This is a genomic window from Enterobacter cloacae complex sp. 2021EL-01169 (assembly GCF_020733125.1).
Classification (GTDB): Bacteria; Pseudomonadota; Gammaproteobacteria; order Enterobacterales; family Enterobacteriaceae; genus Enterobacter; species Enterobacter roggenkampii.
This window is the reverse complement of the sequence record NZ_JAJFTC010000003.1, coordinates 303,130-328,017: the sequence shown is the minus strand read 5'-3', so window position 1 is coordinate 328,017 and position 24,888 is coordinate 303,130. Positions and strand designations below refer to the sequence as shown.

27 protein-coding genes and 1 pseudogene are annotated in these 24,888 nt (G+C 56.4%); 6 read left to right on the top strand and 22 right to left on the bottom strand.

Annotated features, from left to right (window positions below):
- Positions 1-3: 3 nt before the first annotated feature.
- The 13 genes from LLF79_RS12780 to LLF79_RS12720 form a co-directional block, all read right to left on the bottom strand.
- On the bottom strand, positions 4-576 hold the full coding sequence (locus tag LLF79_RS12780) for a restriction endonuclease (RefSeq protein ID WP_004115546.1): 573 nt from the start codon (positions 574-576) through the stop codon (positions 4-6).
- A complete protein-coding gene (locus tag LLF79_RS12775; RefSeq protein ID WP_004115548.1) occupies positions 576-1,097 on the bottom strand; it encodes an integrating conjugative element protein in 522 nt (173 codons plus the stop codon). Before LLF79_RS12775 ends, LLF79_RS12780 begins: the two co-directional genes overlap by 1 nt.
- A 5-nt stretch (positions 1,098-1,102) precedes the next feature.
- A complete protein-coding gene (locus tag LLF79_RS12770; protein ID WP_004115550.1) occupies positions 1,103-1,738 on the bottom strand; it encodes a transglycosylase SLT domain-containing protein in 636 nt (211 codons plus the stop codon).
- Positions 1,717-2,439, bottom strand: coding sequence for a TIGR03759 family integrating conjugative element protein (locus tag LLF79_RS12765; RefSeq protein WP_004115552.1), 723 nt, complete (start codon positions 2,437-2,439; stop codon positions 1,717-1,719). The genes LLF79_RS12770 and LLF79_RS12765 overlap by 22 nt, the downstream gene beginning before the upstream one ends.
- 11 nt (positions 2,440-2,450) lie before the next feature.
- Positions 2,451-3,209, bottom strand: coding sequence for a hypothetical protein (locus tag LLF79_RS12760; protein ID WP_004115554.1), 759 nt, complete (start codon positions 3,207-3,209; stop codon positions 2,451-2,453).
- Positions 3,206-3,871: a PilL N-terminal domain-containing protein gene (locus LLF79_RS12755; protein WP_004115557.1), complete on the bottom strand. Its 666-nt coding sequence runs from the start codon at positions 3,869-3,871 to the stop codon at positions 3,206-3,208. Before LLF79_RS12755 ends, LLF79_RS12760 begins: the two co-directional genes overlap by 4 nt.
- Positions 3,872-4,007: 136 nt before the next feature.
- Positions 4,008-4,256, bottom strand: coding sequence for a DUF2442 domain-containing protein (locus LLF79_RS12750; protein WP_004115558.1), 249 nt, complete (start codon positions 4,254-4,256; stop codon positions 4,008-4,010).
- Entirely contained in the window at positions 4,240-4,482 is a 243-nt protein-coding gene (locus LLF79_RS12745; protein WP_004115560.1) for a DUF4160 domain-containing protein, read from the bottom strand. Before LLF79_RS12745 ends, LLF79_RS12750 begins: the two co-directional genes overlap by 17 nt.
- 64 nt (positions 4,483-4,546) lie before the next feature.
- The gene (locus LLF79_RS12740; protein WP_004115562.1) at positions 4,547-5,083 is read right to left on the bottom strand and encodes a single-stranded DNA-binding protein; all 537 of its coding nucleotides are present in this window, start codon (positions 5,081-5,083) and stop codon (positions 4,547-4,549) included.
- A 60-nt stretch (positions 5,084-5,143) separates the two neighbouring features.
- Entirely contained in the window at positions 5,144-5,614 is a 471-nt protein-coding gene (locus LLF79_RS12735; protein ID WP_004115563.1) for an STY4534 family ICE replication protein, read from the bottom strand.
- A gap of 635 nt (positions 5,615-6,249) precedes the next feature.
- Positions 6,250-8,259 (bottom strand): DNA topoisomerase III, encoded by a 2,010-nt coding sequence (locus tag LLF79_RS12730; RefSeq protein WP_004115565.1) that lies wholly within the window; start codon positions 8,257-8,259, stop codon positions 6,250-6,252.
- A 15-nt stretch (positions 8,260-8,274) separates the two neighbouring features.
- On the bottom strand, positions 8,275-8,829 hold the full coding sequence (locus LLF79_RS12725) for a hypothetical protein (protein WP_004115567.1): 555 nt from the start codon (positions 8,827-8,829) through the stop codon (positions 8,275-8,277).
- A 1-nt stretch (position 8,830) separates the two neighbouring features.
- Positions 8,831-9,556, bottom strand: a complete 726-nt coding sequence (locus tag LLF79_RS12720) for a PFL_4669 family integrating conjugative element protein (RefSeq protein ID WP_004115569.1) — start codon at positions 9,554-9,556, stop codon at positions 8,831-8,833.
- A gap of 68 nt (positions 9,557-9,624) precedes the next feature.
- Between LLF79_RS12720 and LLF79_RS12715 the strand changes: the two genes are divergently transcribed.
- Positions 9,625-9,798 (top strand): hypothetical protein, encoded by a 174-nt coding sequence (locus tag LLF79_RS12715; protein WP_154816772.1) that lies wholly within the window; start codon positions 9,625-9,627, stop codon positions 9,796-9,798.
- Between the two features lie 12 nt (positions 9,799-9,810).
- Here LLF79_RS12715 and LLF79_RS12710 read toward each other — a convergent pair whose 3' ends face one another.
- The 7 genes from LLF79_RS12710 to LLF79_RS12680 form a co-directional block, all read right to left on the bottom strand.
- Positions 9,811-11,049, bottom strand: a complete 1,239-nt coding sequence (locus LLF79_RS12710) for an STY4528 family pathogenicity island replication protein (protein WP_004115571.1) — start codon at positions 11,047-11,049, stop codon at positions 9,811-9,813.
- 99 nt (positions 11,050-11,148) lie between these two features.
- Positions 11,149-11,397, bottom strand: coding sequence for a hypothetical protein (locus tag LLF79_RS12705; RefSeq protein ID WP_004115572.1), 249 nt, complete (start codon positions 11,395-11,397; stop codon positions 11,149-11,151).
- Positions 11,394-11,984 carry a DUF2857 domain-containing protein gene (locus tag LLF79_RS12700; RefSeq protein WP_004115574.1) on the bottom strand — a complete coding sequence of 197 codons (591 nt, stop codon included), beginning with the start codon at positions 11,982-11,984 and terminating at the stop codon, positions 11,394-11,396. Before LLF79_RS12700 ends, LLF79_RS12705 begins: the two co-directional genes overlap by 4 nt.
- A gap of 6 nt (positions 11,985-11,990) precedes the next feature.
- Positions 11,991-12,701, bottom strand: coding sequence for a DUF2786 domain-containing protein (locus LLF79_RS12695; protein ID WP_004115576.1), 711 nt, complete (start codon positions 12,699-12,701; stop codon positions 11,991-11,993).
- Complete coding sequence (locus LLF79_RS12690) at positions 12,694-14,388, bottom strand: ParB family protein (protein WP_004115577.1); 1,695 nt, start codon at positions 14,386-14,388, stop codon at positions 12,694-12,696. The genes LLF79_RS12695 and LLF79_RS12690 overlap by 8 nt, the downstream gene beginning before the upstream one ends.
- Positions 14,385-15,755, bottom strand: coding sequence for an SPI-7-type island replicative DNA helicase (dnaB-PI, locus tag LLF79_RS12685; RefSeq protein WP_004115579.1), 1,371 nt, complete (start codon positions 15,753-15,755; stop codon positions 14,385-14,387). The genes LLF79_RS12690 and dnaB-PI overlap by 4 nt, the downstream gene beginning before the upstream one ends.
- On the bottom strand, positions 15,748-16,623 hold the full coding sequence (locus tag LLF79_RS12680) for a ParA family protein (RefSeq protein WP_004115581.1): 876 nt from the start codon (positions 16,621-16,623) through the stop codon (positions 15,748-15,750). The genes dnaB-PI and LLF79_RS12680 overlap by 8 nt, the downstream gene beginning before the upstream one ends.
- 166 nt (positions 16,624-16,789) lie before the next feature.
- Between LLF79_RS12680 and tssD the strand changes: the two are divergent.
- Positions 16,790-17,041: pseudogene (tssD, locus tag LLF79_RS12675) on the top strand (type VI secretion system tube protein TssD); the annotation flags it as partial.
- A 24-nt stretch (positions 17,042-17,065) separates the two neighbouring features.
- Here tssD and LLF79_RS12670 read toward each other — a convergent pair.
- Together LLF79_RS12670 and LLF79_RS12665 are read right to left on the bottom strand one after the other, a co-directional pair.
- Entirely contained in the window at positions 17,066-17,395 is a 330-nt protein-coding gene (locus tag LLF79_RS12670; protein WP_227879596.1) for a DUF1493 family protein, read from the bottom strand.
- A gap of 150 nt (positions 17,396-17,545) precedes the next feature.
- Positions 17,546-18,073, bottom strand: coding sequence for a LuxR C-terminal-related transcriptional regulator (locus tag LLF79_RS12665; RefSeq protein WP_021242095.1), 528 nt, complete (start codon positions 18,071-18,073; stop codon positions 17,546-17,548).
- Between the two features lie 672 nt (positions 18,074-18,745).
- Between LLF79_RS12665 and pgaA the strand changes: the two genes are divergently transcribed.
- From pgaA to pgaD, 4 genes are read left to right on the top strand one after another with little or no spacing between them, the layout of a single operon-like run.
- The gene (pgaA, locus tag LLF79_RS12660) at positions 18,746-21,184 is read left to right on the top strand and encodes a poly-beta-1,6 N-acetyl-D-glucosamine export porin PgaA (protein WP_227879595.1); all 2,439 of its coding nucleotides are present in this window, start codon (positions 18,746-18,748) and stop codon (positions 21,182-21,184) included.
- Between the two features lie 11 nt (positions 21,185-21,195).
- Positions 21,196-23,130, top strand: a complete 1,935-nt coding sequence (gene pgaB, locus LLF79_RS12655; protein ID WP_227879594.1) for a poly-beta-1,6-N-acetyl-D-glucosamine N-deacetylase PgaB — start codon at positions 21,196-21,198, stop codon at positions 23,128-23,130.
- Complete coding sequence (gene pgaC / locus LLF79_RS12650) at positions 23,123-24,451, top strand: poly-beta-1,6-N-acetyl-D-glucosamine synthase (RefSeq protein WP_213802226.1); 1,329 nt, start codon at positions 23,123-23,125, stop codon at positions 24,449-24,451. Before pgaB ends, pgaC begins: the two co-directional genes overlap by 8 nt.
- Positions 24,451-24,882, top strand: coding sequence for a poly-beta-1,6-N-acetyl-D-glucosamine biosynthesis protein PgaD (pgaD, locus tag LLF79_RS12645; protein ID WP_008499789.1), 432 nt, complete (start codon positions 24,451-24,453; stop codon positions 24,880-24,882). Before pgaC ends, pgaD begins: the two co-directional genes overlap by 1 nt.
- The last annotated feature ends 6 nt before the right edge of the window (positions 24,883-24,888 follow it).

The window sequence follows — 24,888 nt, the reverse complement described above, 5'->3', positions numbered from 1 at the left end:
TCCTCAGAGATACTGCCGGACGTCCTGCCCGGCGAGAATGGTCAGCAGGCGTTGCCCGCTGATGATGCGCAGGCGCGGTGATGTCGTGCGAATGGCGCGGCTCATCTTCCCGGTACGGCCCGTGTGGACAAACAGACCGCGGCGGCCGGTCTGCAGGAGAAGCCGGTCAAAGTCCTCAACATGTGCGGGGGAAACAGCACGGCTGTACCGTTTGGCCTGAATCAGCCAGTATTCCCCGTCGATGATGACCTGGCCATCAAGGCCGCCGTCAGCGCTGTAGGAGGCATTACGCACCACGGTCAGCCCCTGACGTTCAAAGGCAGACAGCAACAGCTCTTCAAAGACATAGGGGCTGATTTTGCGCAGATAAGTCAGGCGCTGCCCGTCTCCCGGCAGGCTGTTAAGCTTATTCAGTACCCTCCCCGCCGTTGCCCGGTATCGCCGGTGACGGCGGGTGCTGGCTTTCTCCCGCCGGCGCAGGTTCAGAAAAACCATCACCACCAGGAACAGGACGACCAGTATGACCGCCCCGTAAGGGTGCGCCATCAGCAGACCATTGATATATGGCGCGCTCATTACGGCTTAACCTGCTGCGTCAGGCCGGTATCGGTGATAAGTACCGGATAATGCGCAATCTGCAGGCGACGGGCCAGCTCGCTGCCGGAAGCCGGGGCCAGACTGACACCGGGTGCCAGCTCGCGCAGCTCACGCACGGTAGCCATATCCGTGACGTTGACTATCATCCCGGCCGCATGCTGTTCAGCCAGCTCACCGGCATTAGCCTTCAGCCATTCACGGGACAGGGCATCATCCCCGACCAGAAACAACGCCCCGATGCCGGGCAGCTGCAGCGGCCGGTCGGCAATGCTGCCCGGGCGCAACTCCGGCGTGAATACCGGCAGCATGGCGGCCTCGCCCTGCAGCACGGGTGACGGGGGTGAAGATGTTGTGTCGTTTCCCGTGCTCATACCGGGCTGTTTATTAACGGCCTCAAAATACGGCGCAGCATCTTCACCGCCCAGATCAGCAATCACATTCAGTTCAGCATGGCCGGTCAGGGGAAGGAGGGTAAAAAGCAGTAAGGACAGCGTTTTCATCAGGGTTATCTCCCGGGTTCAGTCCAGACGAAGCCTGGATCGGGGGTGAGCGCAGCAACCGAACGGGGCGCTTCAGCTGCCGGCGCAGAAATGCGGGGTGTAGGGCTGATTTTTGCCAGATGCCTTCTCACAATGGCGCGGTAACGTGCAGCAGGCTGACCACCTGCGGGATGGTGGTAGCAGCCGGCCGCATCCAGCCAGCTGCCTGGCTTACGCGCCCAGCACTCACGCAAAATGGTGGCGGCGGCGTTCAGGTTGGTGTAAGGGTCAAACGCCTCCCACGTCGAGGCAAAATGATGACCGTTCCAGCCCAGATTGACCTGGGCAATACCGACATCGATGCGCTTAAGCGCGTGACGCTTCATAAAGACCTGCAGCGCCTGCCAGGCCTGCAGACGCGTCTCATAGCGATACCCTTTGCCTGCCACATTGATGGTCCAGGGCCATGGCCGCACGCCGCGGGGAAGTTTGCGCGAAGACTCGCTCAGTGATACCGAGTAAAGCGCTTCCGGGGGCACGCCGTGCGCCATGGCCACGCGGACGTAACCCTCCGGCACCGTCTGGTCAGCATGGCCGTCAGGGACGGCCGCCATCAGTAAGCCCAGCGCCAGCGCGCCGGTCAGAACGCTGCGATTACCCATTTACCGTCTCCCGCCTGCTGCAGTAAAACCGGCATCAGGCCGTTACCAAAGCGCATCCACCGTCCGCCGTCGTGGTTAAGCGTGATCTGGCGCTTGCGGACCTTTTCCACGGGAATGTGATGGTCCCGCGCCCAGCTGCGAAGCGCATCATCACTGCCCTGGCTGTCGACCAGATAGATGTCCACCGGCCGGTTGTCAGCCAGCACGGCAGACAGTTTCGCGTCGCAGGTGGCGCAGTCTTTTGACCTGACGAACAGCGCCAGCCGGCCACCACTGTCGTGCGCCACGCCGGAGGCGTTCCCCATATTGACCGGCAGTGTGCCCGGATACAGGCGCTGCCAGGCCGCGTTCACCTCACGCTGGAAATCAAGCTCTTTCTGGGTGCGGGCAAACTCTTCCTTCACCCACTTTTCAGCAAACTTACGGCGCTCTGCCGGCGTCTGCGCCTCAATACCCAGGGTGGAAAGCGGATCGAGACCCGGCGACTGGATACCCCGGGGTCCCTTCATCAGCTGCTGATAACGCTGATAATCGTCGGTACTGAGTCCCCACTGTCCGGCCTGCTGCTGCAGGTTTTGCTGAGCGGAGTCCGCCCGTTGTGTTGATTCCTGTCGGCTGACATCCGTCTGTCCTGATGTGGTCGCGGCCAGGGTCGGGGGACTCAGCAGCATGGCGGCTAAAAAGGTATGTTTCAGTTTCATTATTCGCTCCGTTATTCTGCTCTGAGCACGGTCAGGCGGCCGTTAACCCGAAACGTCGCCTCACCATAACCGGCACTGACCAGCGTCCAGCCGGCAACGGTTTCGCCCTCTCCGACCAGGGCCACCTGCGACAGGCTGCTGTAGCCCCGGGGCGCGATGGCAGCCCAGGACTCTGCCCCCCGCTTCTCCACACCCGTCAGCACAAAAGGCGCATTGCGGGCCATGCGAAGGGACGGAGCAGCACGACGTGTGTCAGCGGGACGGGGCTTTTTTGCAGCAGGCGCGTTTTTTTTGACCGGTGCGGCGACAGGTGCGGCGGGTGCGGGTGCCGGCTGTGATTTCAGCGCTGTCAGCTGCTCAGTCAGCGCACTCAGGCGGGTTTCCAGCCCCTGCTGGGCGTCCTGAAGGGTTCGCAATGACTGACGCACGGCGTCGTCGCTGCCGGCCTGTTTCGCTGCTGCGCTCAGCTCCTGCTGCATCTCACCAAGTTTTTTCTGGCTATCCTGCAGACCGGCTCTGAGCGTGGTCACATCTGACTGCAGGGCCGCGACTGTCTCAACAGTGGCCGCAGTACTGCCCTGAGATTCAAGGCGTGTAAGGCGCTCATCAAGGTCCGATATGCCCAGGCTGAAGGCGGTGTAGCCCAGCGCCAGAATGCCGGCCAGCGCCACACCGCCGGCAGCGCCCCAGATGAGGCGGCGGCGGGGACGCCAGCTGAATCTTTTACGGGCCGGCGCGGGATCCGTATGGAATGGTTGCTGTTCGCTCATTTTCTCAGAAACCCTCCGCTGACAGGTTTAACGGGGACGGACTGAGGTGCGCTGATGGCCGGTTGTGACACCGCTGACGGCGCAGGCGCGGACCAGGTGCTGACCGGCGGCGGAAGCTGGGAGACCGGCAACTGGTAGCCGTCGCGCAGGCTGTGGCAGACCACACGCTGTACATCATCCACCTCAAGCTGCCAGGCCGGACCAGCCAGGACCTGCAGGGCAGTACGCAGGCGCATCGGGCCCAGCTGGTACTGGACTGCCGGCAATGCCTGGCGGTAAAGCACGCCGTTGGCGGAGCCGGTCGCGCACAGGGAATAACCGGACTGGCGCAGGGCGTAACGCAGCGCATCCGCCACGGTAGGATGCAGGGATGACGGGATGCGAATATCAATAATCTGCGAGAGAGGGTCACGCTGGGCCGCCTGCGGATCGGTACTGACCAGCAGATAACGATCGTAGCGCACCACTTCCGGCGTCCGCGCATACTCGTCCGGAGAGACCGGCTGAACGTTGCGGGTGACGGTGGTGCCGGGTGTCGGGTCGGCAGGCGCACGTTGCTGCAACTTTTGCGGCTGGGAAACACAGCCCGCAAGGAGCAGCAGGGGAAGAACAGTGGCAAGCCTGCCTGGTGAAAATACGTTGTGAGAGGTGTTACGTTTCATCCGGATTTTTCCTGTACAGTGATAAAACAGCCCTCACTGTGCGGAATCGGTCCGGTTTCACTCAATTAACAACTGATTTTCCGTTGATGAAAAAAAACGCCGGCAAAAGCCAGCATTTTTCACTAATAGCGCGCTGTCAGGCTACTTTATGGGGACGATGGGTCACATCGCCGCGGCCTTCAAGCAAACCCGCAATAGAAATGTCTTCGTCCAGCGCGTCCCAGTGGATACCACGGGGACTCAGTTCATAGCTGTTAAGCTGTTCAGTTGAAGCATGCAACAGGCGTGGAAACCATGCCAGCGGCACACCGATGGTACGGGCGTCGTTGAGTTCAACCCACATCGTGGCCTCATCGAAGCTGACCCGTTTAGCTGAAATAGTCATTCCAGGCCTCCAGAAACAATGCTTGGTTATCTTCAACGATCCCCGTCAGTTCTTTTAATACCCGTGAATTAAACCCATCGTTACTGGCCAGTACCACTGATGGCGTTAACCAGAATTTGGCTTCACTACCTGCTTTCATTACGTGAATGTGTGCAGGTTCGAGCGGGTTACCTTCATTAGAATAAAAAAAGAACCGGAAACCGTTGATCCTCAGTATAACAGGCATGTCAGTTATCCTTAAATGCTGACCGGATTATGTGTAAGTTCAGAGCAACTGCCATAAAGGCTGTTCAGAGTGCATGGATTGCCGATTTTGGTACTCCATACCCGAATCCAATGAACGGTATATCATCATCGAAGTCCATCGGTGGCGCACCGGCACTGCTGCCGGAAGCCTGGCCACTGTGAGTCGGTCCGGAAGGTTGCTGAGGCTGGCCCCAGTCATTCCGGGAAGACGTATTCTGACCGCTGCCGGACTGCCGACCGCCAAGCATCTGCATGGTGCCACCAATATTGACCACCACCTCTGTGGTGTATTTATCCTGGCCGGCCTGATCGGTCCATTTGCGTGTGCGCAGCTGGCCCTCGATGTAAACCTGGGAGCCTTTACGCAGATATTCACCCGCAATTTCTGCCAGCTTGCCGAAAATAACCACCCGGTGCCATTCGGTCACTTCTTTCTGTTCACCGGACTGCTTATCGCGCCAGCTCTCAGACGTGGCCAGCGAAAGGGTGGCAACTGCGCTGCCGTTAGGAATATAACGAACTTCAGGATCCTGGCCGAGGTTTCCGACAAGAATAACCTTGTTAACGCCGCGTGAGGACATAATCATTTCTCCTGTAAGGAATAAAGAAACACCCCGCGAACGGGGTGTGTCAGGTGCGCATCAGAATGAGTTTTCTGCGTAGTTTTGTTGTGCGACAGAGCCATTCTGCGGCGGCACGGAGTCAGATTTTTCAGTCTTGTAAACCATTTCCTGGCCTATTTTGATCCAGTCCACCTTTATCAGGCGGGCTTTCAGACTGACGCGCTGTTCGCCGGCATGGTCGCCCTTGTTCAGCGTAAATATGTCCGTGGACGGGTTACTCAGGTTAAAGCCCAACAGGACTTTCTTGTCTTCATCGACGGCTTTCTGGCAGCGGGCGATAAGGCTGGTTGCCTCTTTACCTGCGACAGAAATGTCAAAACGGACGTAGGCCGGATTATCAGTCGGACCACTCAGTGCATTGATTACGCAGCTGAGGAACGAGCCATTCTGATGGTTAACCTGGCGAATGTTGCTGAGATACCCGATGCCTTTGATAGTCAGGTTGAAGTACTCAGATTTTGCAGATGCAGAAGTGTTGTTTGCAGACATGATGTTTTCTCCATGGAGGTAAAAATAGGTACGACGGAGAAACCATCTGCCCTGACGGGAGTGGTTTCCCGTCGGGGGTCAGGATCGGTTGAATCCTGAGAGTCTGGTATGTTGAAGGAACCTTCATCGCCGCGTCGTAATGCGCTTGTACAGGCGATATCTGCTTTCAAAGGTGCGCAGATGTACCAAAGTTTGCTCCCTTTCAGGTTACAGGAGCTTTCGCTGTAGCCACCCGAAGGCGATTCTCACAGGCTACTGAATCATTGGTGGTCGTATGAACGACGGTTTAGCACTTTTATAATTAAACCGTCCTCCCGGAATGTCAACGGTCAAAATGGAAAACGTGATCCGTAAAAATAAAAGGGCACCGTTTCCGGTGCCCTGGGGTCAGTGCCTTAACCTGCAGTCGTCTCATCTGTCTCCGGGGAAAAATCCCGACGCGGTTTTCACGGAGTGCATGCGTCTTACAGGTCAGTTAGTGTGCAATAACTTCCTGCCAGGCCTGCTGCGGGTAAATCCCGTTATAGTTTACCTTACAGCACCGTGGCCAGCGGGGCACCTATGCATCAAAGCCTGGCAACAATAGCAGAACCCGCCCCGGGGTTGTACAGTGAAATAGTTCAATACTGCGCGGATTATTCTGTTTTAGCCTTAACCGATGTTTTTTTACGCTTCGCTGCTTTCTTCTTACCTGTACTGATAATTCCCTCACAGTCCGGATAGCGTATGCACCCCCAGAAATCACCATTTTTACCTTTACGTTTACGTGTGGGCCCTTTGCATAACGGGCAGGGAGGCGTGACGGGAGCGGTGATTTTCACACTGTCCTGGCGGCCTTTTTCGACAAGGTGACGGGTCCACTGCAGCTGCTTTTGCATAAAGACCGCAAGCGACATTTTCCCCTGCGAAATATCATCCAGTGCCTGCTCCCATAATGCGGTCATGCCCGGGCTCGTCAGCGTTTCCGGCAGGGCCGCAATCAGCTCTCGTGCCACCTGCGTTGAGTGGATGTGCTTCCCTTTTTTCTCCAGATAGTGTCGTTTGAAGAGGGTTTCGAGTACGCCCGCACGCGTCGCCTCTGTGCCCAGACCGGCGTTATCACGCAGCACTTTCTTCAGCTTCGGGTCACTGACGAAACTGGCCGCGTTCTTCATGGCAGCAATCAGCGTCCCCTCCGTGAACGGTTTTGGCGGACTGGTTTTCATATCCTTAACCTCAGCACCGGTGACAGCGCAAATATCCCCTTTTGCCAGCGCCGGCAGCGCCATACTGTCACCATCGGCGTCCTCTTCATCGTCATCTTTTTCAGCCTGGAACAATGACTTCCAGCCCGTCACCACACCGACTTTCCCGCGTGTACGGAACAGCTGGCCACCGATATTGAAAGACGCCTCTGTCACGTCAGATTCCTGCAGCGGAAGGAACTGGGCGAAATAATGCTGGCGAATCAGCTGGTAGACCTTCAGCTCATCGGCGCTGAGGCGCGACAAATCAAATGCCTGTCGGGTGGGAATGATGGCATGGTGCGCGGTGATTTTCTTGTCATTCCAGACACGCGAGACAAACTTCCTGTCCAGCTGATTCAGTACCGGGGCCACAGCGGGATCGGATTTCGCCACTGCTGCCAGCACGTCGGGAATTTCCTGCTGCATGGAGGTTGGCAGAAAACCGCAGTCTGTCCGGGGGTAGGTGGTCGCTTTATGGGTTTCGTAAAGTGACTGAGCAATGGCGAGCACATCATTTGCGCCCATGCCGAATTTTCGGGAACAGACCTGCTGAAGGGTGCCCAGGTCAAAACAGAGGGGTGCCGCCGTTTTCTCCCGCTTCTGTGTCACCTCCAGTACCGTAGCCCTGCCCTGCTGCTGACAAAGCTGTCCCACCGCCCGGGCTGCCTGAGGATTGATGCAACGCTTTTCCTCGTCACAGTACTGCTCAACGGGCACCCAGCCAGCCCGGAACCGGACGCCCTCTTTTTCAATAAGCGCATGTACCTGCCACCAGGGCTTTGGCACAAAGGACGTGATTTCATTATCCCGGTTAACCACCATGGCAAGCGTCGGCGTCTGTACCCGCCCGACGGACAGCACTTCTGACACCCCTGAGTCACGGGCTTTGAGGGTATAAAGCCGGGTCAGGTTCATACCGATGAGCCAGTCAGCCTGGCTCCGGCCCTTGCCGGCATCATACAGCAGGGCTGTTTTTTCCCCCGGAAGAATACTGCTCAGTGCTTCCTTCACACTGGCCTCATCCAGGGCTGATAACCAGAGCCGGCGCACCGCGCCACTGTAGTGGCAGTATTCCAGCAGCTCACGCGCGATAACTTCTCCCTCGCGGTCGGCATCGGTGGCGATGACCACCTCAGAGGCCTTTTTGAGCAGCTTACTGATAACGGTGAACTGCGATTTTGTCTGCTCTTTGACGACCATTTTCCAGGCCTCAGGCAGCACAGGCAGGACATCGGCACGCCACGGCCTGCCATACTGCTCGCCATAGGCTTCAGGGCTGGCAGTTTCGAGTAAATGGCCGACCGCCCAGGTCACAACGATGTTACCGCCGCTGATAAATCCCTGCTCACGCTTGCTGATACCCAGCACGCGGGCAATATCCTTTGCCTGGGAGGGTTTTTCACACAGAAAGAGTTGCATGTGTTGCCTCCCGCGTCAGCGTTTTTCACCCGCCGCAACAGCGCGGACATCATTCATCAGCTTCGTGACGCCGGACCCGGCCAGACGCTGTGATGATGATGAACGATAGACAACATAGAGCCTGCTGCCGGACCCGTTTTTCTCGATTTCGATATCCAGGTGATCACGTCCGTTCCAGTCGGAGCCCATTTTGTAGTAGCTGCCCGGCATGGCGTCCCAGACGGGATGCGCATCATCTTCAGCAGCCGCTTTCCAGTCCCCGTCATTTGTGGCCTGCCGCAGTGCCTCAAGCTCCTGTGTGGAGATAAATTTGTAATGGCGCTTCAGGCGGGCCGCCGCGGTATCCACATCGACCGGCACGGAGAACGTTTTATCGACGGACTTCATGGCCTGTTGCCCCGCCGGGCTCATCAGCGGCATCCCACCACTTTCTCCGCTATCGTTGCCGCCTAACGTTTTTTTCAGGTTCGCAGCGGTATCGCTGACCTGTTTATTAATCGCAGCCCAGTCCGTTGTTGCGCATCCGCTCAGTAAAAAGAAAGAGGTGAGGAGGAACACAGGGCGAATCATATCATTCCTCCTCTGCTATGGTGTTTTTAAGCGGAGGTGAGAACGAAGAACGTTTTTTACCGCTTAACACATCCGGATCAGGTTCGCCATTTCGCTCAATGGCAACAAGCCCTTGCGTGGTTTTTTCTGCAATATCACGGCGAGTCACTGCAAGTGTTCGGTAAGGCTGAATCACGCCATAGACCTGACGAACAGCATGGCCACCATTGTCCAGGATAGCGTCACGTTGCGAACGCGAAATCAGTCCGTAATGAAAAGCCTGGAAAGCTTTCATTGCTAACTGATCATATCCAACCAGAAGCCATACGCACCGGTATCCTAACGGTGAACGGCTGAAAACGCTCACATTTAACGGATCGGCTGATTCAACTTCCGAGAGCGTTACCCCTTTGGGTACGGCTGACAATATGGCATCCAGTGAACTGACGTTTTCATTAATTTTAAGTGTTGCTCGTTGCAGGGCTTCTTCGAGCCGTACCAGAGCCATATCGGCATAGGGATTATCTGCCGCTGAGTCTCGGGAAGCATTACCAGCTCGCGCAATGGCTTGCGGCATGCTGATTATTTCAGGCCTCTTTTTTTTCACCCCTGTCTCGTCCGGAGCATCACGTTTCCTGCCCTCCCAAAGCCGGATTGCATAATGTGTATGGAGCAGGATATTAACAGAGGACTGTAGGGCCCCCGCTCGTGAAGCGGTTGTTCCGCCCTTTGTTTTACCATCAGACATGTCTAACGCCTCTCTTTAGTGGGTAATGAGTTTTGACACGCTTGAGATAGTCCGGGCGAGAGGGGTATATGAACAACTTAAAACCAGATCGTCACCGTTACAAATTTGCAGAACCTTCATCTCTTTTATGGCGAAGAAGTATTGCCTGGCTTTCAACCAGTGTTGCCACTGGCAACAGCGCTCACTTTTTAGCCAGCACTTTGCTGGCAAAAGTGCAAGACTTCATGCTCCGCTGCCTGTAAAAATCTGCAATTTCATGAATTTATGATATTTTCCCGAATTTTCTTCACCAGATCCCTGATATTTTCCTCCGATACCGGGCGGGCAGAGGCCCGTGGTTCGGGTTTCCATTGTTGCTGTTCGGGACGCTGAACTGTTTTTTTCCCGACACTGTCAGATATATCGCCACCCTGACGGGGCGCGTATAACCTGCCCTCACGCGCCTTCTTCATCACGGCCAGCAACCAGCCAACCGGGTTGCTGAGCTGATGGCGTGCCATCACCTTTTGCAGGCTGAGCAGCACAAGTTGTGCCTGTTCTTCAGGCAGCGCCTGCAGCTGGGCGGTCAGCATGGCAATATCTTCAGCCGGCACAAGTTCATGCAGACTGTCGGGAAGCACAGGTTTACCCGGTACGTACGTATTTTTATTCACACTGTGTGTGATACTACGTACGTAATGGTTCGGTTTCCGAACCCGGTCATAACTGCCTGTTTTTACTGGCAGTACGGATTCCGAACTCAGTGAATTGTTGTACCTTTCTGGACTGAGTTCGGTATCCGAACCCTGTTTTTTAGCGACGATTCCTGGCCGTTTATGACTGAGTTCGGTTTCCGAACCCGGTGCGGGACAGGGTATTCGGTGATGATGTTTCGCCATCTGGCTGGGAGACTGTGGGCTGTCCAGACGCGATTCGATCAGCGCAAGATGGCTGCGATAATGGCGCATGGTGGGGTCGTTTTTTATATCGTCGAGCACTTCGCGGGCAGTCTGGCTGATAGTCCGGTTTTTACTCAGGCAGGCATCCGCCACCACATCAAGGAAGCGGGGGTCGAGCATTTCCGCATCGCTGAACGTCAGGGGCTCATCGTGCTGAGCATAGATATTCCCCCGCACCCGCCCTTTATCATCCCGCACGCGTTTACAGAGGCTGAGCCAGCCGGTTATTCGCAGCATCAGCAGGACGCGGCTTACCGTTTCCCTTGAGGCTTTCCCCTTTCCGGGTGAGGCAAGCTGCAACTGCAGTTCGTCATAGCTGGGGAAAACCGCCCCCTCATTATTTTGTGCATACAGCCGGATCATCATCCAGCCCATCTTGTCCAGCGGTGACAACCGCGTGTCGAGCAACAGCCGGCGGGGAATGGAATCATGCACATTTCCGGTAAACAGCAGGCCGTTACGTATCCTGCCATCATCCCGCCGGGGACTGGCCGCAAGGCGGGCATTCATTTTATCCAGCGTATAAGCAATCAGGCTTTCTGCAGGCAGACTCATTATTTTTCCTTTTCGGCCGCCATCACGGCCGTTCTGAACTGTCAGTATGCTTAGTACTGCACCCGCGTACGGGGGCAGGGTAAACAGGCTGTCATGCTGCTATTTCCGTATGGCGCTGTTATAGCGTTCGTGGCTGAGAAGAAGCCATGTCCGACCTTCGTTGCGACTCAGCAGACGCCAGAACGGGCCGAGATCGATTTTGTAGTAACCGCAACCTTTCTCATCGAGCCGGGTGTAATTACGCGCCCCCTGCCGGAAACGGCGAACCTGACGTAACGCCTTCTGACAGCATTGCGGCGGCGTACCATGGGGAGCCCGCAGGCCCGGCGCAACCATCCTGTATTTCATGCCGTCTTCCTTACCGGCGTTCGTGCCGGAGAAGGCTGCCGGGTCTTGTGCCAGCCACGGACCGCATGCCAGACCGACGTCAGCGAGACGTTCATCTGTTCTGCAGCCAGCATCATCACGTCCAGCCCGTCAGCACTTTCCGCATCTTCAACGTCGGACTTTTGCCACTGTCGCCACAGGGCGGCGTTTTCCTCATCACCCAGTGCGTTACCGCGCCCCGGGCGGACATCGATACCGGCAATACGACGGCGGGCCGCCACGTCCGTACTGGAGAGCCCGAAGTAATTGGCCATCAGTTCAATGGAGCCGCCCAGCGCCAGCGCCCGATCGATACGCTGGAGTCGTTTCTGTTCCGTCCGGGCCTGCTGCAGCATGCGCACCAGATTGCCGTGATTGATGCCCACACTGATGATCGACACCTCACTGCCGGAAAGGTAGTGAAGCTCTTCGAGCGAGAGCCCCTGCAGCATCTGCATTTCCTCGCGGTTCAGTCCCAGCGATTCGCAGCGGCGCAGATAGCCACTTCTCAGATCCATAACCAGCTGCATCAGCAATCCGTTGGCAGCCTGAGATAAACTGTTCATCATTCCCCCTTAATCCTGACGGTAACCAATGGCTGCCGGACCCCGGCCGCTGACACCCTGATGAAGACGGGCATTTTGTCCGGCTTCATACCCCTGATAACGTGCTGTATCCGCACCGCGGCAGGCTTTCAGTTCACGGGTTGTGACTGTTTTCATACTGCGGCTTTCCAGCCAGTGGCTCATCACCTGCTGCTCCTCGCTGCTGATGTCAGTTGCCGATATCACCTCACGCACCCCACATACCCAGCCGTCACGGAACTGCTCCGCTCTCGCCCGGCGTGTGGCCAGTTTCAGCCGCTTACTCTGGGTTTTGAGATAAGAATTTGTGGCATCTTTCAGCTGGCGCGTCAGCACATCAAAGGCATAGGCTGCTATCTCAGGTTTTTCACTGAATCCGTAAAAGGTTACCGAACGGCGATACCCGGCAGAGGTCTGACGCCATGAGTAATAAGCGCGGCAGCCAAAGGCATGACAGACGCCCCGGACAAGGGTTACCATCCATTCCGGAACTTTTTCAGCATCCGAAGGGGCCGTGCGGGAAGACGCCTCGCGCACAGATGTAAGACCGGCGTCAAGCTCGCTGATACCGTATCTGGCCATCAGCTTCTGGGCACGCTGCAGGGCCAGTCCTGCCTCATGGGCATTACTGTTGCTGCGGCCCAGCTTCAGCAGTTTCCTGACAAGATTCAGCAGTCGCAACTGTCGCTGTGAGTTATTCATCACTGTTATCCTCCCCGTACGTCAGACCACGTTGCAGCTCCCGAAGACGGCGCATAACGCGCAGCAGGCGCAGCAGTTTCAGAGCATCTTCATCTGTCAGTGCAGGTGCTTCCCCCTCACCCGGGCCGCCGGTGAAAAGCTCCGGCAGGCCACACACTCCTGCCGCAGGATGCAGCGCAGGCGCTTCGCCGGTCAGGCCCAGCAGAAATGCGGCGGCTTCAGAACACATCTCACCTGCCCCGACGTAACCGGCAGACATGTCGTTGTCGCGTTGAGGAAGAATTTCATCTTCGCAGCCAAGGACCTCACCCAGCTCCCAGGCCAGACGAAAAGCGGTATTCTGCAGGTGTTCGATATCGTCCTGATGGGCCGGCACATGCCAGATGCTGTCATTAGTCACCGGCGCGTCATCCTGCAGGACAACTTCAGGTTCTGGTGTTAAAAGAGAAAGCAGGCCATCCTCGCCATTGCCCTCTTCTCCACCATTCTCTTCTCCGTACCCATCGGAGAGGGTAACCAGCCCGCTAACATCCGCGCTCTCACCTGAAATGACCGGCGCGGCACCGTACATATCGGGCTGAACCTCATGCCGGGGGTGCTGTTTATCCAGTTTTTCAGGTGGGGTATTATCCGGGGCGGGCGTTACCGGCTCTCCTGAGATTTCACGACGTGGACTGGAGAAAGGCTGCACGACCTCAACAGACTTCTGCGCCGGTGTGGCCTGACCTGCAGAGTCAGCGGTGACGAGGCTGTTTGCGGGAGGGATGGACACCGGTTCTGGATCGCCGAAGTGATGTCTGCGGTTACGTTCTTTAGGATCCAGTTCCATCATCCAGCGGTCATAATCCAGCTCCGGATGGGGCAGCGCATGCAGTAAATCACCAATTAATTCATCGCGAAACATCTCAAGAGACCACAGTTCCGGTGAGTTGAAACGGCCACAACACTGGCCAAAAACGTCGCTGAAGGATTTGTCGCCTGTGTCTGAAATCAGGCAAAACTCATCCCACACGCGTTCAGCATCATGCCGGAGCGCCAGCAGCGCCGTTATCTGAGGCCTGCCGAGCCCGGACTCAAGCAGGTCTGGGATCCACGGATAAAGATATTTCAGCGCATCTTCCATACGGCTGACTGTTGAGTAATGGACTGGCAAACCTTCATGGGTCAGTAGCTCTGACAACTGACGCAACGAAACCGTCTTTCCCATCTGCTCTTCATATATAGAGCGGGCTTTGTGGATCCCCTGCGCTTTTTCAATAAAACTCAGCTCCCCGCGCACTTCATTCTCTGCCAGATGGCCAATAACACACTGCAGCCGTCCCGGCCACGGCTTGAACAACACATGGACGCGGAAAAACCGGTCTTCTCCGGTTTCCTGCCACAGTTCTGACAGGATCTGATAACGTGTATTACCCCCGTCGCTGAAGATGTACATATCGGGCTCACCATCCGGGTCACGGGTGACTTTGGGCACGGTGTCCAGCCCGCGCGAACGGATGGAAGCCTTGATATCGTCATAACGCGGATTGCGTGATGTTCGCGGATTATCAGGATTCGGGCTTAACTGGTCGAGCGTCAGGACCATGGGCATTTCAGCCGCCGGCATGACGCTGATATTGCCGGCCGCCTGCGACTGGCGTCCGGGCTGCAGCATGGCAGCCCCCACATTAGAACTTTTACGGCTCATGCCTGTTTCCTCCCGCTGCGGTAACCGAAGTCATAGCTGCCTTCCTGAAACTCCGAAAAGAGGGTGTAACGCCCGTCAAATTTGACTTTTACCGTGCCGGTTGGCCCCTGCCGCTGCTTGCCGACAATGATCTCAGCCACCCCGGCATCAGGGGTGCCGGGGTTATAAACCTCATCCCGGTAAATAAACATGATGAGGTCCGCATCCTGCTCCAGCGCACCGGAGTCACGCAGGTCACCATTATTGGGGCGTTTATCGGCCCGCTGCTCCACCAGGCGGTTGAGCTGGGAAAGCGCCAGTACCGGACAGCCCAGCTCTTTACCGAGCGCCTTAAGCGAGCGGGAAATTTCCGCTATTTCCTGCGTGCGGTTTTCCTGCTCGGGGGAGCGGACAAGCTGCAGATAGTCCAGCATGATGAGAGAGGGTCTGCCGTATTTGCGGACATAGCGTCGGGCGCGGGCGCGCAGTGTGGCCGGGGTCTGGTAACTGGTATCATCAATGATCAGACGGTTTTTCCACTCAATAATGCGACCGGTTGCCTCGGACACGCGAGCCCAGTCTTCATCATCCATGTTGCCGCTGCGAAGCCGGGACAGTTCCACCCGGCCTTCCATCGCCAGCAGGCGCATCATCAGCTGCTCTGAGGGCATTTCAAGACTGAACACAAAGACGTGATCGTCAGGTTTTGCGCTCACGGCCGCTGTGCAGGCGGCCATGGCCAGCGACGTTTTCCCCATGGAAGGACGGGCGGCCAGCAGGGCCAGATCGCCGGGCTGGAGACCACAGGTCATCGCGTCCAGTTCACTGAACCCTGTCGGTGTCCCGGTGAGGCCGTCACTGGCGGACATGCTTTCCAGCTGCGTCAGCAGTTTATCCAGCGCCTCGTTAACACCGGTCTCACTGTTGAGCTGCATGGCTCCCTGTTCGGCAATGTTAAACAGCTTACCTTCGGCCGACTCAAGAATGCCCGCCGAGCTGGCTTTCGGGGCCTGCACATCGGAAAGAAGACTGTTACCCACTGTCATCAGCTGCCGCAGACGGCTTTTCTCCGCCACCACCCCGGCGTAAGCCAGGATATTGGCTGCAGACGGCGTGTTTTTACTCATTTCAGCCAGATAAGCAAAGCCGCCACACTGTTCAAGGTCGCCTCTGTTCTCCAGCCGTTCCGTAATAGTGATGAGGTCGAGTGGTAGCCCTTCTCCGGCCAGCTCGGCCATCACGCGGAAGACCATACGGTGCGGCCGGGAAAACAAATCTTCCGGGGAGATTTGCAGTATCACCTCATCCCACCGGTCGTTATCAAGCATCAGTCCGCCCAGTACGGCCTGCTCAGCCTCATAAGAGCAGGGCATCATCATCTCAGACATGACGCACCTCCCGGGTCAGAACGTCACTGAAATGGCTCTGCCACTCAGGGAACAGTTCACACGCGAGGTCGTGCATGGTGACCGCTGCGGCCGGACCTTTGCGGCGCGTTTTGTATTCCAGACGATGCACGGGCTGCTGCTTTACGTGCCCCAGTTTGAAAATATCCAGCGCCTCGATACGGGTATCGAGTAAACGATAAACGTCACGGTTGCCCAGCGCAGAGGCGTCGTAATGTTTTTCGTTAATGATGGCGGCAAGACCGTCCATCGCTTCACGGTCAAGCAGGGTGTTTTCGATACAGTTGACGAGAATGGAAATATCAGGAAGGCGGATACCGTAATTTTCATAGGTTTTCAGGCGGGTAAGCATGTGAAGGGAGCCGCGGATAAATTCACGGACATCCGGAAGGATGGGTTTAACAATGCCCATCACATTACCGGTAGAGGACAGGAGGGAAAGCTCAGTCATAACGCCTGTTGCGCCTTTCGAATCCACAATAATGGCGTCATAACGGTTAAAGAAAGGATGCTGAAGTATGTTACGCAGGCGCAGACGGCCGTCTGCGGCGTGGAGCATCGCGGTCGGCAACAGTTCGTCCGGGTCGTTAGAGTAGATGACATCGAGATTTTTTATGGCGGTCTGCGAAATGCATTGCGTATGGTCACTGACCATCTGCATCAGCAGTTCATAGAGACCGAAAGGGGATTCATCCTCCAGGGCGAAGATACTGCTGGCTGTGGGCTGGGAATAGTCTGCATCCACAAGAAGGGTGTTCAGGCCGGCATCGGCAAGAAAACCGGCAAGGTAAGCAGCAAACGTGGATTTGCCTTCTCCACCTTTGGGAGAGATAACGGGAAGTATTTTCATTTTGCACACTCTTTACAGTATGCAAATACGCCGGTTTACAAACTATTAACTTTGACTCAGGGATTGAAAATCCCCGTGTCCTTGGTTCGATTCCGAGTCCGGGCACCACTATTTAAAGAACCCGCCCAAAAGGCGGGTTTTTGCTTTTGGGCTAGTCCACCGTTGGACGGGCCAGAGTCTGGTTTCTACAAAAATAAAGTGGTACCGGATCAACTACTCTGGTCAGGAAGAAGAGTACTTCAACATGTTGCTCGAGGGCGTCCGGATAGTATCAATATCCCCTGCAATGGCTACTGGCGATAACCCTAACGAAATCCCTATGGAAACTGTCGAACTCAGGTACGAGAAAATCACCTGGAAGCATAACGATGGGAACATCATCTTTAGCGATGCATGGAGCGAGCGTCAATCGGCGTAAACATTATAAGGGGCTTCCAGGCCCTTAGTCATACATCCAGCGTCCGGCTTTTGCCGACTCAATAATCATCTCAAGCGATAGCGGTTTGTACTGCCGATCGCGGAATTTTTTTCTGAGCCGAAACTGAAACCAAAACAGCTCCGGTTCAAAATCATTGTCCATAACAAAGTTGTTGTACTCAATTCCATACCGGGTGAAAAGGTCAAGCAGCATGTCCTCAAGATCTTCAGGTACGAGATTGAAATGCTCCTGGAAGGTCCATTTTTTCCTTGCCGGAGATTTACGGTCACTGTAATTCTCAGTGAGGTAATCTAACAATTCTTGCTCATCATGTAGCATCAGAAAAATTTCCAACCAGACTCTTCAACTGTGTCCATGACAACATCCCTTGTGTCGTTTTGAGCCAGAGTAAATCCAAAGCAAAAATCAAGGATGTTTGCACCATCCAGCTTTCTTTAAAATTCAGAATACCGCCCGCAATTATGCTTTTGATCTCTCCCCAACCTAGGGATCGTTCCCACCTGCGCCCAGCAGTTTGTTTTTGAAGATAAACAGACACGCCTCATTGAAGTTCTCCGCCCCCAGCCGTTCCGAGAGCGCCATTCGTTTGCGGTAGAGACTTTTCACCGACGTATTCAGCTCGCCTGCAATTTCCTCCATTGACATCCCTGCTCTCAGCAACCGCAACATGATCGTTTCATGCGTGCTCAGCCGTAAATTCAGCAGCCACTTCGTGGTCAGGCGACGGCCCTTCATATTGAGCACCAGGTTAAACAGCGAGGCCATGTCCGGCGCCGTCAGCGACGTATTCATAAACAGCTTCATACTGAGCAGATTCTCCTCGCGATGGCGCATATCAAGCATAACGCAGCAAATCGTTTTTTTCGTTCTGGCCGGATGGCGTATCAGGTAATCATATAAACGGAGCGGCGCACGACTATCAATCAATACAGAATATTCATCTGCACCGTTATCAAATATGTTTCTGTCAATCGAATCGAGCAGGATAATATCCGGAAAAAATATCCGCATCCCCCTGACAAGGTAGCGATCCTGAGTCACTAACACTATTGAAGTTGCCACTAACCATCCCTTTTAGATTAAAGCAAGAACGATCCTGCGAAAAGAAGACCGCCTTCGTTTTATAGCGCTGTTATATTAACGATAGATGTATTCTGGCTTTAGACATCCCTCAATACACACATTGATGAGTAAGACTTCCTGTAGACTATCATTCAATGTCTGCCTTTAATTATAAATAAAAAACAATCGCAGAAAAGTCACTTCTCTAAACATTAAGAATTTTTGTCATGAAACTTCCCAAACATGCACCAGAAAGTACTTTAATTGAGGCATATATGCGTCATTAAAAATATATACAAAACTGTCACAATAAAAATAAAATCATTATATTTCAATGCATTACAATTAATGACTCAATTCAAAATAAACACAAAAAACTGCTCATTACAGAATTATCTCAAAACTACGCAGCCGCTTTTCAGCATATTTATCGGGCAACATATCGGGTGTACATTACCTCCCATCCAGTCCACTAAGATGAGGCGCCATAATTACCTTTAAGTAAGTACCCCTTAACGTTACTGCATTCAGATTTAATGTTCTCATTTATGGCCTTTAACGCAGGGTTAAAAGGCAGCCGTGTTATGCAATGGATTCATGATAAACAAATGGCAAATAGATATGGAAAGATCGCTTCGCTTCAGTACATTATTCTTTTATCGCACCCCAACATTATTGTTTCTGTTATTACTCTTTCCTGTTCTGGTTCAGGCGACGGAATCCGTTTATGAGCAACAGATTCAACAGGCGCGTAACGGTAATTACACGTCGTTTCTCGATTATCTTCAGCGTTATCAGCAGCAGCATGCCCTGACGCCTGAGCACGTTGCGGACTGGTTACAGGTGGCGGCCTGGGCAGGCCATGATGACGAGGTTATTCAGGTCTGGCAGCGCTACAGCATTTATATGCCGCTGCCCGCCCGCGGCGTTGCGGCTGTCGCGCAGGCCAGACGAAATCAGAAAGCGTGGGAGCCCGCTCTGGCGCTCTGGAAAGAAGCGCGCAGCCTTGCGCCGGATAACGACGATTATCGTATCGGCTATATCAAAACCCTGGCCGATGCCCGTAAAGATACGCTTGCCCTTCAGGAGGCCCGACGGCTGGTGGCGGAGGCCCCCTCGCAGGCGCATCTTCAGACGCTGGCATACGTCTGGCTACGCCAGGGAAAAAGCTGGGATCGGCTTTTAGCCGACACGCGCGCGCTGTATGTCGCGCCAGAAAATCACGCGCTTCTCCGCGAGCGGGTCGACGCGCTAACGGATAACCGGGTAAATACCCCCGCGCTCCTGCTTTCACAAAAGGTGACGCTAGCCCCCGCGGAGCGTCGTCGCCTTGAGCTGAATGCCGCCGCCGAAAGCGTTCGCCTTGCAGATGTGCCGGGCAGAACAGAAAAGGAGCGCCTGCAGCTTGCGCAATCCGCGCTGAATCGTTACGACGCGCTGCTGTCTCGCTGGCAGAGCGAGCCGCAGGCCGCGGAAGACGTCGTGCTTGCGCGTATCGACCGGCTCGGCGCGCTGTATGCCCATGCCGATTACCCGCGGGTCATCAGCGAATATCAGGATCTGACGGCAGCCCGGCATCCGGTGCCGGGCTGGGCAATCGGCTGGGTGATCTCCGCATATCTGCAGGAGAAAAACGCTGCCGCCGCCTTCGCGCTTCTGCAACGCTATCCGCAGTACGCATCTGATCCGCAGGACGAGGAGCACGCGCTTTTCTACGCCTGGCTGGATACGGGAGAGTATCCGTCCGCTCGCCGGTATGCAGAGCGCCACACCCGCAACGTTCCCTGGACCCGTTACGATTTCGGTTCCCCTACCCCTCAGCCGAACGATCGGTGGCTTACCGGTCAGTCGCTCCGTTTTAACTATTTGCTGGCGACGAATGCCCTGCCGGAAGCCGAAAAGCTGGCGCGACGTCTCGCGACAACCGCGCCGGGCAATCAGGGTTTGCAGATTGAGTACGCCACGCTGCTTCAGGCGCGGGGTCTGCCGCGCGCTGCGGAGCAAACGCTGAAAATGGCGGAGGCGCTGGAGCCCTCGAATCTGGAGCTTGAGCAGCAGCAGGCTTACGTCGCCATGGATCTGCAGGAGTGGCGGCAGATGGATTTACTGGCCGACGACGTCGTTGCCCGCGCGCCGCGCGATCGCAGCGCCAGGCGTCTGGACAGGCTCCGCACCGTCCACCATATGTCCGAGCTGCGCCTCAACGCGAGCAAGGGTTTGCACTCCGATAACCCCGTCAGTGGGACGCACGACCTCAACTGGGACGCCACGCTCTATGGCCCGCCCATAGCAGATAACTGGCGGCTGTTTGCCGGCACCCGCTATGCAGAGGGCAATTTCGATGAAGGCAAAGGCACCAGCCATCACCTGTTGGGCGGCATCGAATGGCGGCCACGCGATCTCCAGCTCGAAGCCGAGCTCTCAAGCAACCGCTATCACGGGGCGAACAAGCCGGGCGCTCGCCTCTCAACGACGTACAGCCTCACCGATAGCTGGCAGGTCAGCGGCAGCCTTGAGCGCCTGTCGCGCACCACGCCCCTGCGAGCGTTACGCAACGGGATCAGCGCCAACCGGGGGGAAGGCGGCGTGCGCTGGTATCAAAACGAGCGCCGTGAGTATCAGTTCAGCGCCGCCCTCAGCCGCTTCTCGGATCATAACCGCCGACAGGAATACACCCTCACGGGCAAGGAGCGTCTCTGGCAGACCCCGTCCCTGACGCTGGATCTCGAACCGGGGATCGCCGCCAGCAAAAACAGCCTGCGGGACACCCTCTATTACAACCCGGCACGGGATCTTTCCGTGACGGCCGTCCTGGCCGTCGACCATGAGATGTATCGCCATTACGACACCCTCTGGAGCCAGCAGTTCGTGGCGGGAGGCGGCCGCTACTGGCAGAAAAATCAGTCCGCTGGTGCCATCGCTGTGCTGGGTTACGGACAACGCGTTCAGTGGAACAACGTCATGGATACCGGCGTGATGCTGAACTGGGACAAGCGCCCTTACGACGGCAAACGCGAGAGCAACCTCTCCGTCACGCTTGATGCGACTTTACGCTTTTAAGGATGATGATAATGAACACACGTTTTTCCGCGAGCATGATACTCATCGGCTGGCTCTGCCTCAGCGCAAATGTCTGCGCGCAGGCATTTTCGTTTATTGCGCCCAAAGATCGGCCGCAGTTGGAGGCGAGCAAACCCTGGCCGCAGAACCAGTTTCTGGTGCTGGCCTACCACGACGTCGAAGACGATGCCGCCGATCAGCGCTACCTCTCCGTGCGCACCAGCGCGCTAAACGAGCAGATCGGCTGGCTGCTGCACAACGGTTATCACGTCATCAGCGTGCAGGACATCCTGGATGCCCATGACGGAAAAAAAACGCTGCCGCCCAAAGCCGTTCTGCTCAGCTTTGACGACGGCTACAGCAGCTTTTACACCCGCGTCTGGCCACTGCTTCAGGCGTGGAACGTCCCTGCGCTCTGGGCGCCGGTGGGCAGCTGGGTGGATACGCCGGAAAATCAAAAAGTTAACTTCGGCGGCCTGATGACGCCCCGCGATCGCTTCGCGACGTGGGATATGGTGCGCGAGCTCAGCCGGTCTCCGCTGATTGAGATCGGTTCGCACACCTGGGCCTCGCATTACGGCATTGTTGCCAACCCGCAGGGCAGCCGCGAACCCGCCATCGCCAACCGCTTTTACGATAAAGCGACGGGCCGCTATGAAACCGATCGGCAGTTCAGCCAGCGGATCGGCGATGACGTTCGCAAAGTGACTGAAAAAATCACGCAGGTGACGGGCAAGGCGCCGCGCGCCTGGGTCTGGCCCTATGGCGCCGCCAACGGCACGTCGCTCGCCATCGCCAGACAGCAGGGTTATCAGCTGGCCTTTACCCTTGAGGACGGGCTGGGGAACGTGCAGGAGCTGGGCAACATCCCCCGGCTGCTGATCGCCGGCAATCCCTCGCTTAAGGCGTTTGCCAGTACGGTCAGCCAGGTTCAGGAGCGCGAACCCGTGCGCGTCATGCACGTCGACCTCGACTACGTTTACGATCCCAATCCAGCCCAGCAGACGCAAAATATCAACAGGCTGATCCAGCGGGTCTACGACATGAAAATCAGCCATGTTTTCCTGCAGGCGTTTGCCGACCCGCAGGGCGACGGCAGGATCAGGGCGCTCTATTTCCCCAACCGCCAGCTGCCGGTCCGGGCCGATCTCTTTAATTTTGTCTCCTGGCAGCTGCAAACCCGGGCGGGCGTGAAAGTCTTCGCGTGGATGCCGGTGCTCTCGTTCGATCTCGATCCTGCCCTGCCGCGCGTGCAGCGTCGGGACCGCTCGTCAGGCCAGCGGCGCGAAGCCACCGATCCCTATATCCGGCTCTCCCCGTGGGACCCGCAGGTGCGCCAGCAGGTGACGGACATCTATGAAGATCTGGCCCGCTATGCCAGCTTCAACGGGATCTTGTTCCATGACGATGCGGTGCTGACCGACGTGGACGATGGCCCTCAGAGCACAACACGTCAGAAAAGCCAGACGCTTATCGGGTTTACCCACGCCCTGAGCCTCGCGGTGAAGCATATCCGTGGCCCGCAGATAAAAACCGCGCGCAACATGTTCGCCTTGCCCATTCTGCAGCCCGAAAGCGAGGCGTGGTTCGCCCTGAATCTTGACGATTTTCTGGCGGAGTATGACTGGACGGTGCCGATGGCCATGCCGCTGATGGAGTCCGTCCCGGCAGACGAAAGTGATGCCTGGCTGACGCGTCTGGTGAAAGCGGTCGCCGCGCGTCCCGGCGCGCTCGATAAAACCATTTTCGAGCTGCAGGCCCGGGACTGGGAGCGGAAACCGCAGCGCGCCGTTTCCGACAGCCAGCTGGCACAGTGGATGCGCGTGCTCCAGCTGAACGGCGTCAAAAACTACGGCTACTACCCCGACGATTTTATCAACAACCAACCTGATATCTCACACATCAGGCCTGTATTTTCTTCGTACTGGTACCCTGACAATGACTGATCGCATTATCGCCTTTTCCATTTTATGTCTGGTATTCGGGTTGCCGTTAGGCGTGGCCGCCCTCTTTACCGGCGAGCTGATTCTGGATTTTGTGTTCTTCTGGCCGCTGTTCATGTCCGTGCTCTGGATAACCGGCGGGCTCTATTTCTGGTTTCAGCTTGAACGCCACTGGTCGTGGGATAAAGAGACGCCCGCCCCGACGCTCGCCGGTGAGCCGCTCATCTCCATTCTTATCCCCTGCTTCAACGAGGGAAGGAATGCCCGGGAGACCATCAGCGCCGCGCTGGATCAGCGGTATGAAAATATCGAAGTTATCGCCATCAACGACGGCTCGTCTGACAACACGGCGCAGGTGCTGCATGCGCTGGCGCAGGAACATCCGCGCCTGCGGGTGATTAATCTCGCGGAAAACCAGGGGAAAGCGCTGGCGCTCAAAGCCGGGGCAGCGGCGGCCCGGGGCGATCTGCTGGTCTGCATTGACGGCGACGCCCTGCTCGACCGCGATACGGCAGCGTATCTGGTGGCCCCGCTGATTCAGTATCCCCACGTCGGGGCGGTCACCGGGAATCCGCGTATCCGCACGCGCTCCACGCTGATTGGCCGCATTCAGGTGGGCGAGTTCTCATCGATTATCGGGCTCATCAAGCGGACGCAGCGGATCTATGGCCGGGTCTTTACCGTCTCGGGCGTCATCGCCGCCTTTCGCCGACAGGCGCTGGCGGACGTCGGGTACTGGAGCCCGGACATGATCACCGAAGACATCGACATCAGCTGGAAGCTGCAGCTGCGCCACTGGGATATCTTTTTCGAGCCGCGGGCGCTGTGCTGGATCCTGATGCCGGAGACGCTGAAGGGCCTGTGGAAACAGCGTCTGCGCTGGGCCCAGGGCGGTGCGGAGGTGTTTCTGGTCAACCTTCGCAGGATTGTGCGCTGGGAGCATCACCGCATGTGGCCCCTGTTTCTTGAGTATGCCCTGTCAACGCTGTGGGCCTTCGCCTACGCCATGACGGTGCTGTTATTTATCCTCAGCCATATCACGCCGATTCCCGCCAGGCTGACCGTGGAGAGCCTCTTTCCACCGGAGTTTACCGGGCTGCTGCTGGGCGTGATGTGCTTGTTGCAGTTCCTGGTCAGCCTGTTCATCGAGCGGCGCTATGAACGGAAGGTGGCCAGCTCGCTTTTCTGGGTGATCTGGTTCCCGATGGTGTACTGGATGATCGGCCTGTTCACTACCCTCGTCGCGTTTCCAAAAGTCATGCTTAAACGCCAGCGCGCCCGCGCGCGCTGGATCAGTCCGGATCGGGGAAAAGGACGCATTTAATGAATGAAAATACCTTAATTCTGACCGAACATCGGCTGTTGCCACGTCTTTTCGATGCCGCGTTAACGCTGGTGGCGTGGGGAGGCTTTCTGTTTTTCCTGTATGCCCGGCTCTGGATGCAGCTCACCGAGGAGAGCGACCACCGCTGGAGCGTGATTATTGCCTCCTTTAATACGGTGCTGCTCTACCTGCTGTTCGCCGCGCTCAACGGCTGGCTGCTGATTTTGTGGTATCAGTACAATCGCCGTCGGGCCCACGCGAGGCGGCGTCAGCCGGGCTATTTTCACCAGGAGGAGCTGGCCCGCAGCTTTAATGTCTCACCGCAGATCATCTCTGAGATGAGCCAGTACAACCTGCTGACGGTCTATCATGACCAGATTGGCCGCATCATCGATCTGAAGATCAACGGGCAGGAAGAGGAAGAACAGTAACGAAAA

Excerpts from the sequence above, each read along its gene's own strand:
- LLF79_RS12780 (WP_004115546.1), bottom strand. The coding sequence starts at position 576 with ATGAGCGCGCCATATATCAATGGTCTGCTGATGGCGCACCCTTACGGG.
- LLF79_RS12775 (WP_004115548.1), bottom strand. The coding sequence starts at position 1,097 with ATGAAAACGCTGTCCTTACTGCTTTTTACCCTCCTTCCCCTGACCGGC.
- LLF79_RS12770 (WP_004115550.1), bottom strand. The coding sequence starts at position 1,738 with ATGGGTAATCGCAGCGTTCTGACCGGCGCGCTGGCGCTGGGCTTACTG.
- LLF79_RS12765 (WP_004115552.1), bottom strand. The coding sequence starts at position 2,439 with ATGAAACTGAAACATACCTTTTTAGCCGCCATGCTGCTGAGTCCCCCG.
- LLF79_RS12760 (WP_004115554.1), bottom strand. The coding sequence starts at position 3,209 with ATGAGCGAACAGCAACCATTCCATACGGATCCCGCGCCGGCCCGTAAA.
- LLF79_RS12755 (WP_004115557.1), bottom strand. The coding sequence starts at position 3,871 with ATGAAACGTAACACCTCTCACAACGTATTTTCACCAGGCAGGCTTGCC.
- LLF79_RS12750 (WP_004115558.1), bottom strand. The coding sequence starts at position 4,256 with ATGACTATTTCAGCTAAACGGGTCAGCTTCGATGAGGCCACGATGTGG.
- LLF79_RS12745 (WP_004115560.1), bottom strand. The coding sequence starts at position 4,482 with ATGCCTGTTATACTGAGGATCAACGGTTTCCGGTTCTTTTTTTATTCT.
- LLF79_RS12740 (WP_004115562.1), bottom strand. The coding sequence starts at position 5,083 with ATGTCCTCACGCGGCGTTAACAAGGTTATTCTTGTCGGAAACCTCGGC.
- LLF79_RS12735 (WP_004115563.1), bottom strand. The coding sequence starts at position 5,614 with ATGTCTGCAAACAACACTTCTGCATCTGCAAAATCTGAGTACTTCAAC.
- LLF79_RS12730 (WP_004115565.1), bottom strand. The coding sequence starts at position 8,259 with ATGCAACTCTTTCTGTGTGAAAAACCCTCCCAGGCAAAGGATATTGCC.
- LLF79_RS12725 (WP_004115567.1), bottom strand. The coding sequence starts at position 8,829 with ATGATTCGCCCTGTGTTCCTCCTCACCTCTTTCTTTTTACTGAGCGGA.
- LLF79_RS12720 (WP_004115569.1), bottom strand. The coding sequence starts at position 9,556 with ATGTCTGATGGTAAAACAAAGGGCGGAACAACCGCTTCACGAGCGGGG.
- LLF79_RS12715 (WP_154816772.1), top strand. The coding sequence starts at position 9,625 with ATGAACAACTTAAAACCAGATCGTCACCGTTACAAATTTGCAGAACCT.
- LLF79_RS12710 (WP_004115571.1), bottom strand. The coding sequence starts at position 11,049 with ATGAGTCTGCCTGCAGAAAGCCTGATTGCTTATACGCTGGATAAAATG.
- LLF79_RS12705 (WP_004115572.1), bottom strand. The coding sequence starts at position 11,397 with ATGAAATACAGGATGGTTGCGCCGGGCCTGCGGGCTCCCCATGGTACG.
- LLF79_RS12700 (WP_004115574.1), bottom strand. The coding sequence starts at position 11,984 with ATGATGAACAGTTTATCTCAGGCTGCCAACGGATTGCTGATGCAGCTG.
- LLF79_RS12695 (WP_004115576.1), bottom strand. The coding sequence starts at position 12,701 with ATGAATAACTCACAGCGACAGTTGCGACTGCTGAATCTTGTCAGGAAA.
- LLF79_RS12690 (WP_004115577.1), bottom strand. The coding sequence starts at position 14,388 with ATGAGCCGTAAAAGTTCTAATGTGGGGGCTGCCATGCTGCAGCCCGGA.
- dnaB-PI (WP_004115579.1), bottom strand. The coding sequence starts at position 15,755 with ATGTCTGAGATGATGATGCCCTGCTCTTATGAGGCTGAGCAGGCCGTA.
- LLF79_RS12680 (WP_004115581.1), bottom strand. The coding sequence starts at position 16,623 with ATGAAAATACTTCCCGTTATCTCTCCCAAAGGTGGAGAAGGCAAATCC.
- LLF79_RS12665 (WP_021242095.1), bottom strand. The coding sequence starts at position 18,073 with ATGCGGATATTTTTTCCGGATATTATCCTGCTCGATTCGATTGACAGA.
- pgaA (WP_227879595.1), top strand. The coding sequence starts at position 18,746 with ATGGAAAGATCGCTTCGCTTCAGTACATTATTCTTTTATCGCACCCCA.
- pgaB (WP_227879594.1), top strand. The coding sequence starts at position 21,196 with ATGAACACACGTTTTTCCGCGAGCATGATACTCATCGGCTGGCTCTGC.
- pgaC (WP_213802226.1), top strand. The coding sequence starts at position 23,123 with ATGACTGATCGCATTATCGCCTTTTCCATTTTATGTCTGGTATTCGGG.
- pgaD (WP_008499789.1), top strand. The coding sequence starts at position 24,451 with ATGAATGAAAATACCTTAATTCTGACCGAACATCGGCTGTTGCCACGT.